This is a genomic window from Pinirhizobacter sp. (assembly GCF_035317885.1).
Lineage (GTDB): Bacteria > Pseudomonadota > Gammaproteobacteria > Xanthomonadales > Rhodanobacteraceae > Pinirhizobacter.
This window is the reverse complement of sequence record NZ_DATHFX010000438.1, coordinates 1-6,656: the sequence shown is the minus strand read 5'-3', so window position 1 is coordinate 6,656 and position 6,656 is coordinate 1. Positions and strand designations below refer to the sequence as shown.

5 protein-coding genes and 2 pseudogenes are annotated in these 6,656 nt (G+C 61.2%); 4 read left to right on the top strand and 3 right to left on the bottom strand.

Annotated elements, in window-relative coordinates; all coding sequences use genetic code 11:
• Positions 1 to 32: 32 nt before the first annotated feature.
• Positions 33 to 239 (top strand): annotated as a pseudogene (locus tag VK519_RS17865) (CocE/NonD family hydrolase); the annotation flags it as partial.
• A gap of 472 nt (positions 240 to 711) precedes the next feature.
• Positions 712 to 1,971, top strand: a complete 1,260-nt coding sequence (locus VK519_RS14425; protein WP_324350876.1) for a cation:proton antiporter — start codon at positions 712 to 714, stop codon at positions 1,969 to 1,971.
• A 6-nt stretch (positions 1,972 to 1,977) separates the two neighbouring features.
• On the opposite strand, the gene VK519_RS14420 is transcribed toward VK519_RS14425, so the two are convergent.
• Both VK519_RS14420 and VK519_RS14415 read right to left on the bottom strand, forming a co-directional pair.
• Positions 1,978 to 3,315, bottom strand: a complete 1,338-nt coding sequence (locus tag VK519_RS14420) for an N-acetylmuramoyl-L-alanine amidase (protein ID WP_324350874.1) — start codon at positions 3,313 to 3,315, stop codon at positions 1,978 to 1,980.
• A 489-nt stretch (positions 3,316 to 3,804) separates the two neighbouring features.
• A pseudogene (locus VK519_RS14415) lies at positions 3,805 to 4,155 on the bottom strand (phosphoglycerate dehydrogenase); the annotation flags it as partial.
• 227 nt (positions 4,156 to 4,382) lie between these two features.
• Here VK519_RS14415 and VK519_RS14410 point away from each other — a divergent pair.
• The gene (locus VK519_RS14410) at positions 4,383 to 4,796 is read left to right on the top strand and encodes a hypothetical protein (protein ID WP_324350872.1); all 414 of its coding nucleotides are present in this window, start codon (positions 4,383 to 4,385) and stop codon (positions 4,794 to 4,796) included.
• 123 nt (positions 4,797 to 4,919) lie between these two features.
• Here the strand turns inward: VK519_RS14410 and serA are convergent, their stop codons facing one another.
• Positions 4,920 to 6,155 carry a phosphoglycerate dehydrogenase gene (serA, locus tag VK519_RS14405; RefSeq protein ID WP_324350870.1) on the bottom strand — a complete coding sequence of 412 codons (1,236 nt, stop codon included), beginning with the start codon at positions 6,153 to 6,155 and terminating at the stop codon, positions 4,920 to 4,922.
• 119 nt (positions 6,156 to 6,274) lie between these two features.
• Here serA and VK519_RS14400 point away from each other — a divergent pair.
• The coding region (locus VK519_RS14400; protein ID WP_324350868.1) for an FAD-binding oxidoreductase at positions 6,275 to 6,656 on the top strand (382 nt) is incomplete at its 3' end.

The following is a 6,656-nucleotide window of genomic DNA, read 5'->3' as shown; positions in this document are numbered from 1 at the left end:
TGTTGCATGGCGTTCGTGCCGACAGGACGGCGATGCTGGGGCGGGCACGCTGGCTGTATTCGCAGGGCTACTCGGTCATGTTGATCGATTTCCAGTCCGCGGGCGAAAGCGATGGCGACGCCATCACGCTTGGTTATCGGGAAGCCGACGACGCTGCGCGAGCACTTTCCTGGATGCGGCAGAGGCTTCCCCACGAGCGTATCGCGGTGGCGGGGACCTCAATGGGCGGGGCGGCCATCCTGTTGGCCCGGCCACCGCTCCAGGCTGAGGCACTGGTCATCGAGCAGGTCTATCCCACCATCGACGAAGCGGTACGTGACCGCATCGATCTACACCTGGGTCACGCGTTCTCATTCCTGGCCCCGGTACTCCTGCGGACGATGTCGTGGCATCTTGGCTTTGGTCCCGAGGCCTTGCGGCCGATCGACCACGTGGATGGCCTGGTCGGACCAACCCTCTTTGTTGCCGGCGAAAAGGACGAGCACGTGACACTCGCGCAATCGATGGCCCTCTACGCCAGGGCTGGCGGAAAGAAAGAGCTTTGGATCGTTCCCGGCGCACGGCATGTCGATCTCTATGCGTACGACGCTCAGGCATGGCGGACGTGCGTAGGCGGTTTTCTGCGGAGGAGCCTGCGGCCGGTTGACCCATCCTCGGGGGCCGGGCCACCATCGACGGGTCGGCCTTCTCTCTCGCCTTGGGGAATTGAACATGGGTCATCCGCTCCTGCTGGTGCAGCTCCTGGTTATTCTCCTGGCTTCGCGCGCCCTGTTATGGTGCCTGCGTTGGCTGGGGCAGCCGCCGGTGATCGGCGAGATGATCGCCGGGCTGATGCTGGGGCCGATGGTGTTCGGCGCGCTTGCGCCGGAGTGGCAGGCCAGCCTGTTTCCGAAGGAGAGCCTCGGCGCGCTGGGTAGCCTCAGTACGCTGGGCCTTGTGTTGTTCATGATGGTCGTGGGGGCCGAGCTTCGGCTTCCCGGCGGCTTCCGCAAGCAGTTGGGCACGGCGGGCTGGATCGGAGGCCTTGCCGTGCTGCTTCCCATGGCACTGGGCCTGGGTGCCACGCCCTGGCTTTACGAAGACTTCGCGCCCCAGGGCGTTGGCTTCTGGCCATTCGCAACATTCATGGCCACGGCCGGTGCGATCACCGCGCTGCCGGTGATGGCGCGCATCCTGAAGGATCGAAAGCTCACGCACAGCATGCCCGGACGCCTCGCCATTGCGGCGGCGGCGCTTGCCGACGCCCTAGCGTGGCTGATGCTGGCTTTCGTGGTCGCCCTGATCAGTGCCCATGGCAACTGGGCGCCGTTCTGGCGCACGGCCGCAGGGCTGGTCGTACTGCTCGCCGTGGCGTTTGGCTTGCTGCGTCCTCTATGCAACTACCTGCTGGGCCGCCATGCGCCCGACGGGAAGCCCGATCGCGCGGTGCTGGCGTTCCTGCTGATCGGCGCCTTCAGTTGCGCGGCAGTAACTGAATGGCTGAATCTGCACGCGGTATTCGGCGCCTTCATCTTCGGTCTGTGCCTGCCACGCGACGACCGCCTGCTGAAAGCTCTGGTGGAGCGCATCGAATACGTAGCCATCGTTGCCTTGTTGCCGGTGTTCTTCGTGCTGTCGGGGCTGTCCACCACCGCCAACCTGTTCAACGGCGGCGCCGGCCTTGCGCTATTGATCGTGCTTGGCGTGGCCATTGCCGGCAAGCTGCTCGGCGGTACGGCCGGCGCTCGCATCTCTGGCCTGGGCTGGCGTGACAGCTTCGCCGTCGGCTCGCTGATGAATGCGCGCGGCATGATGGAACTGATCGTGATGAAAGTGGGCCTGGATGCCGGCGTAATCGACCAGCGCATGTTCACCCTGCTGCTGATCATGGCGATCGTCACCACCATGATGACGACGCCGATGCTGCTCTATTTCACCAGGGGCCAGCCGCTGGACGACGCGGTGCCGGAGCGGCTGGCGGTGAAGCACTGAGGTCGGTCAGGAATCCACATAAGTTCGCAGGTTGAACTGTCCGGGCATGCGCGCGTTGCGCGTGCCAGGGCAGTTGACCGAGTAGGTCGACCAGTCGGTGTCCACGTTGTCCGCATCGATTACCTTGGCCCGCATCGCATAGGTAGTTGGCCTGGCTGTGCCACCGCAGTCGATGAAGAACCGTATGGGCGACTCACGCTTGTCCACTGGTAGCCTCGCGGTCCAGCATTGCGAGTTCCCTGGACAGTCAATCAGTTCGGTGACCAGGGTGGCCCTGAACTCGGGGTTTCCGACGAAATGGGCATCCACGGGAACGAAATCGCCTAGTGGAACCGGGTCGTCGATGACCTCCGAAAGCTTGAACGGCTCGCATTTCCTGTCTTCAGAAAAAAGCCGATAACCCTTCTCGACGCCCTTCATTGCGGCGGTTCTGAACACAGGATCCAGGAGTGCCTTTGCATCCTCAACATTAGTATGAAACGCCGTTTCTACGATGATAGAAGGCATCTTCGCAAGCCTGTTTTCGCCGTAGTCGCCGGGGTTTGGCGCTATGGCCACAGGAAAATCTACATACTTTTCAGTCGCGTGAATTAGCTCATCCATACTACAGAGCACGCTCTTGGCCAGCGTTTCGTCTGCCTTTCGCCCTGGCGTAATGTAGACACGAGCTCCCCTGGTAGAACCCGAATCTTCCGCATTGGTATGGAGATGGACAACTCCTTCCGCGCCAACACTATTCGCGTACAGTGGACGGCTTCTAATATCCTCCTTGTAGTGTCGGAGATTGTCTGTGGATCCCGGGAGTGAGTTCCATATATCCGGCCGGTCCGGTAGGAGCTCTTCGAAGCGATACCTGGCCGCCACGTCATTCCACGGGATTCCGCTTTCCGCATGGATTCCGTCTTTCGAGCCTCGCGGTTGGACGACAGTTTTTCCCGATCTTTTGCTCATCCAGAAAGACAATTCGGCCGCGTAGATGGGTGAGAGATAATCTTCAGTAATCCCATTGGCGCTCTCCCGTTGAGTGCGCCAGTCGTGGAATCCAAAGTGTTTGTAGTTCCCGTGTCCTGCCGCTACCACTACGGGGCCGCCAGATTCCAAAGATCCACGCAGGGCCTCTTCGGTAGCCTTGCGTTCGTCCGGGAAGAAGTCGAGTAGTTCCCTGCCGTCGAAGCGGAAGTAGTAGTTGTGGATGGGTGGATTAGGTCCAAGCTTCCAGTCGAGTCTCTGCTGGATGTCCTGAAGATCCTGCTCGAGAATGGGACTGATCGTCGACTCCCTGGGCGACAGAAAATCGCTTCCCATATCGAGGTATGCCGACTTTGTATCCAGGTCGAGGGTCACGCGCACCTTGGGTGCCGAGATCAGATTCCTTTTGTGCGCCTTCTCGTTCGTTATTTGCTGCAGCAACCCAGTCATGAGGTTAGCGAGTTCGTCCCTGGTTAGAGACGCTACCCGGTGTGCAATATCTTCTCGCGTGGGTGCCTGATTGACTCGCCTGCCGGAGCTGGCAGCGTGAGTTGCCAAGGCACAACCAAGCGTAGAGACGATAGCGACTGCCAGCATGGTCTTGAACGGAGATCTCGTTTGATGCATATGCTTTCCCCTGCGATTGCCGCGGAGTGCAGGACAAGCCCGACTGCCGCGACGTTGTTGGAGAAACAGGGTGCATCACGAGGTATGGAATGAGTATCAGCGTGCCTCCCCGCCGAGCGTCATCCGAATCTCGATGTGAGGCTGGTGGGAATGAGACGCTTCACGGGCGACGCTAGGGCGCGCCGCTCTCCGCTATTCGTATACCATTGGCAAGTAATGCCGCGCCGATGGTCTGCCTTAGTAAAGCACCCGCGCCCGCAACGTATCTGGAATCGCCGCCAGCTCATCCTTAAGCGCTGCCGCCAGTTCCTCACTGGTCGACACATCAATCACCACATAGCCTACGTTCGGATCGGTTTGCAGGTACTGACCGTCGATGTTGAGGCTGTGGCGGGAGAAGACCTCGTTGATGCGCGAGAGGATGCCTGGCACGTTGCGATGGATGTGCAGCTGGCGGCGGCTGCTGGGGTGGACAGGAAGGGATACTTCCGGGAAATTCACCGCGGACAGCGTGCTGCCGTTGTCGCTGTAACGCACAAGCTTCGATGCGACCTCGATGCCGATGTTGTCCTATGCTTCCAGCGTGCTCCAGTGGGCATCAGCGTGTTTCCCTGACGAGTGTCATTGGATTCTTGATGCTTGGTGGGTGATTGTCAGTAACCAGTCGTTGTCACCGCCAACTACTCCGGAGTACATGGCAACACCTCAAGCCTTACGGTAGATAGGGAACTCCCCGGACAGATAAAAGCCGGTAGGGATGGGAGGCTTTATGCGCGGCGTGACGATGCGCTGCGATCCCATACAAGGAATTCACCATGAAAACCCTGCTCGCCCTGGCTGCACTCGCCGCTGCTTCCTTTGCCACCACCGCCATCGCCAACGATGCGCCGGACTTCGATTTCTCGTCCCAGGCAACCATGCTTTCCGAAGATTCGGTGATCGACCTTGACACCACCGATATGGGCAACGCCAAGCCGTTGCCGGTTACCCGCTCAATCAATTTTGCGTTGATCGTGCGTGGCCACAAGCCTGATGAAGCCTTCTCCAAGATCACCGAAGCCGCCGCGACCATGTGCCGCAAACACAAAGGCCACGTCCGGAACCTGCATTACTTTCATGCCGTGCCTGGCAAGCCGCGCAATGATGTCATGACCCTGCTGGAAGGCGAAAACGCCCGCCAGGGGAATGCTCTCGGTGTTCGCGTGTCGTGCGTGGTCGGCCGCGGCTGACGATGGCCTGAGATCTCGTACCTGGCATGAGAACTGGTTGCCAGCGGGTGAGCATGCAAGCGGTCCTTCTGTCACTCGCTGGTCAGCCAAGTTGTATTGAAAAACCACGGCGCACGTGTTGCCTTAGTAAAGCACCCGTGCCCGTAACGTATCCGGAATCGCCGCCAGCTCATCCTTAAGTGCCACCGCCAGTTCTTCACTGGTGGACACATCAATCACTACATAGCCTACATTCGGATCAGTCTGCAGGTACTGGCCGTCGATGTTGATGCTATGGCGGGAGAAGATCTCGTTGATGCGCGAGAGGATGCCTGGCACGTTGCGGTGGATGTGCAGCAGGCGCCGGCTGTTGGGATGGCCGGGCAAGGAGACCTCGGGAAAATTCACCGCCGATAGCGTGCTGCCGTTGTCGCTGTAACGCACAAGCTTCGATGCAACCTCGATGCCGATGTTGTCCTGTGCTTCCAGCGTGCTGCCGCCGATGTGTGGGGTCAGGATCACGTTATCCATGCCGATGAGCGGCGATACGAAGGCATCGTCGTTGCCCTTCGGCTCCACGGGGAAAACGTCGATGGCGGCGCCGGAAAGCTGGCCCGAGCCCAATGCGGCAGCCAGTGCCTCGATGTCCACCACGGTGCCGCGTGATGCATTGATCAGCATCGCGCCCGGCTTCATCTTCGCGATCTCCGTGGCGCCGATCATGTCTTTCGTTTGCGGTGTTTCAGGTACGTGCAGGGTAACGACATCCGACCGGGCCAGCAGGTCGTTCAGGCCGGCGGCGGCTCGTGCGTTGCCCAGGGAAAGCTTTGGCTCGATGTCATGGAAGATCACGCGCATCCCCAGGCCTTCAGCCAGCACGCCGACCTGCGTTCCGATGTGTCCGTAGCCGACGATGCCCAGCACCTTGTCGCGGACCTCGAAACTGCCGGCGGCGCTCTTGGACCATCCACCCCGGTGGCATTGGGCGTTCTTTTGCGGAATGCGCCGCACCAGCATGATCGTCTCGGCGATCACCAATTCCGCCACGCTGCGGGTGTTGGAGTAGGGCGCGTTGAACACCGGCACGCCAGCACTCTCGGCGGCGTCCAGGTCCACCTGGTTGGTGCCGATGCAGAAGCAGCCTACGGCGAGCAGGCGGCGAGCTTCGGTGAGAACCTCTGCATTGAGCTGGGTGCGTGAGCGGATGCCTACGATGTGTGCATCGGCGACGGCTTTTTTCAGCGAGTCTCTGCTGAGGGATTTCTCGTGGCATTCGATCTGGGAATAGCCGGCCTGGCGGAACACGTCCACGGCGCTGGGGCTGACGCCTTCGAGCAGCAGCACCTTGATGTCCGAGCGGGGGTAGGAAGTCTTCTTCATCGATCCGGTCCACGGTCCAGGCTCCCACTATGCCAGATAGCGGCGGCTTTCTGCCGCAGCGCAGCAGTAGACGGGCCGCTGCCCGGCTGGCACGCTGTGAAGCCTGCCACGGAGCCACCATGACCGACCCGCGCCTGGCCGACCTTGCCCGTCGCGCCCCCGACATCCGCCTGCTCACCGACCGTTCCGACCTGGAACACTACGGTCGGGATTGGACGCGCCGATGGACGCCGGCTCCGTTGGCCATCGCCCTGCCGTCGACCGCAGGCGACGTTCAAGCCATCGTCCGCTGGGCCCGCGAACACCAGGTGGCCATCGTGCCCTCCGGTGGACGCACAGGGCTCTCCGGCGGCGCCGTGGCGGCCCATGGCGAATTGGTGGTGGCGTTCGATCGCATGAACCAGGTGCTGGGATTCGATCCGGTGGATGGCACGCTTACCGTGGGGCCGGGAATCGCGCTGGAGACGGTGCAGAACGCCGCGCGCGAGCACGGTCTGGCGT

Bases quoted from the DNA above. Each gene is read 5' to 3' on its own strand.
- VK519_RS14425 (WP_324350876.1), top strand. From the start codon at position 712: ATGGGTCATCCGCTCCTGCTGGTGCAGCTCCTGGTTATTCTCCTGGCT.
- VK519_RS14410 (WP_324350872.1), top strand. From the start codon at position 4,383: ATGAAAACCCTGCTCGCCCTGGCTGCACTCGCCGCTGCTTCCTTTGCC.
- serA (WP_324350870.1), bottom strand. From the start codon at position 6,155: ATGAAGAAGACTTCCTACCCCCGCTCGGACATCAAGGTGCTGCTGCTC.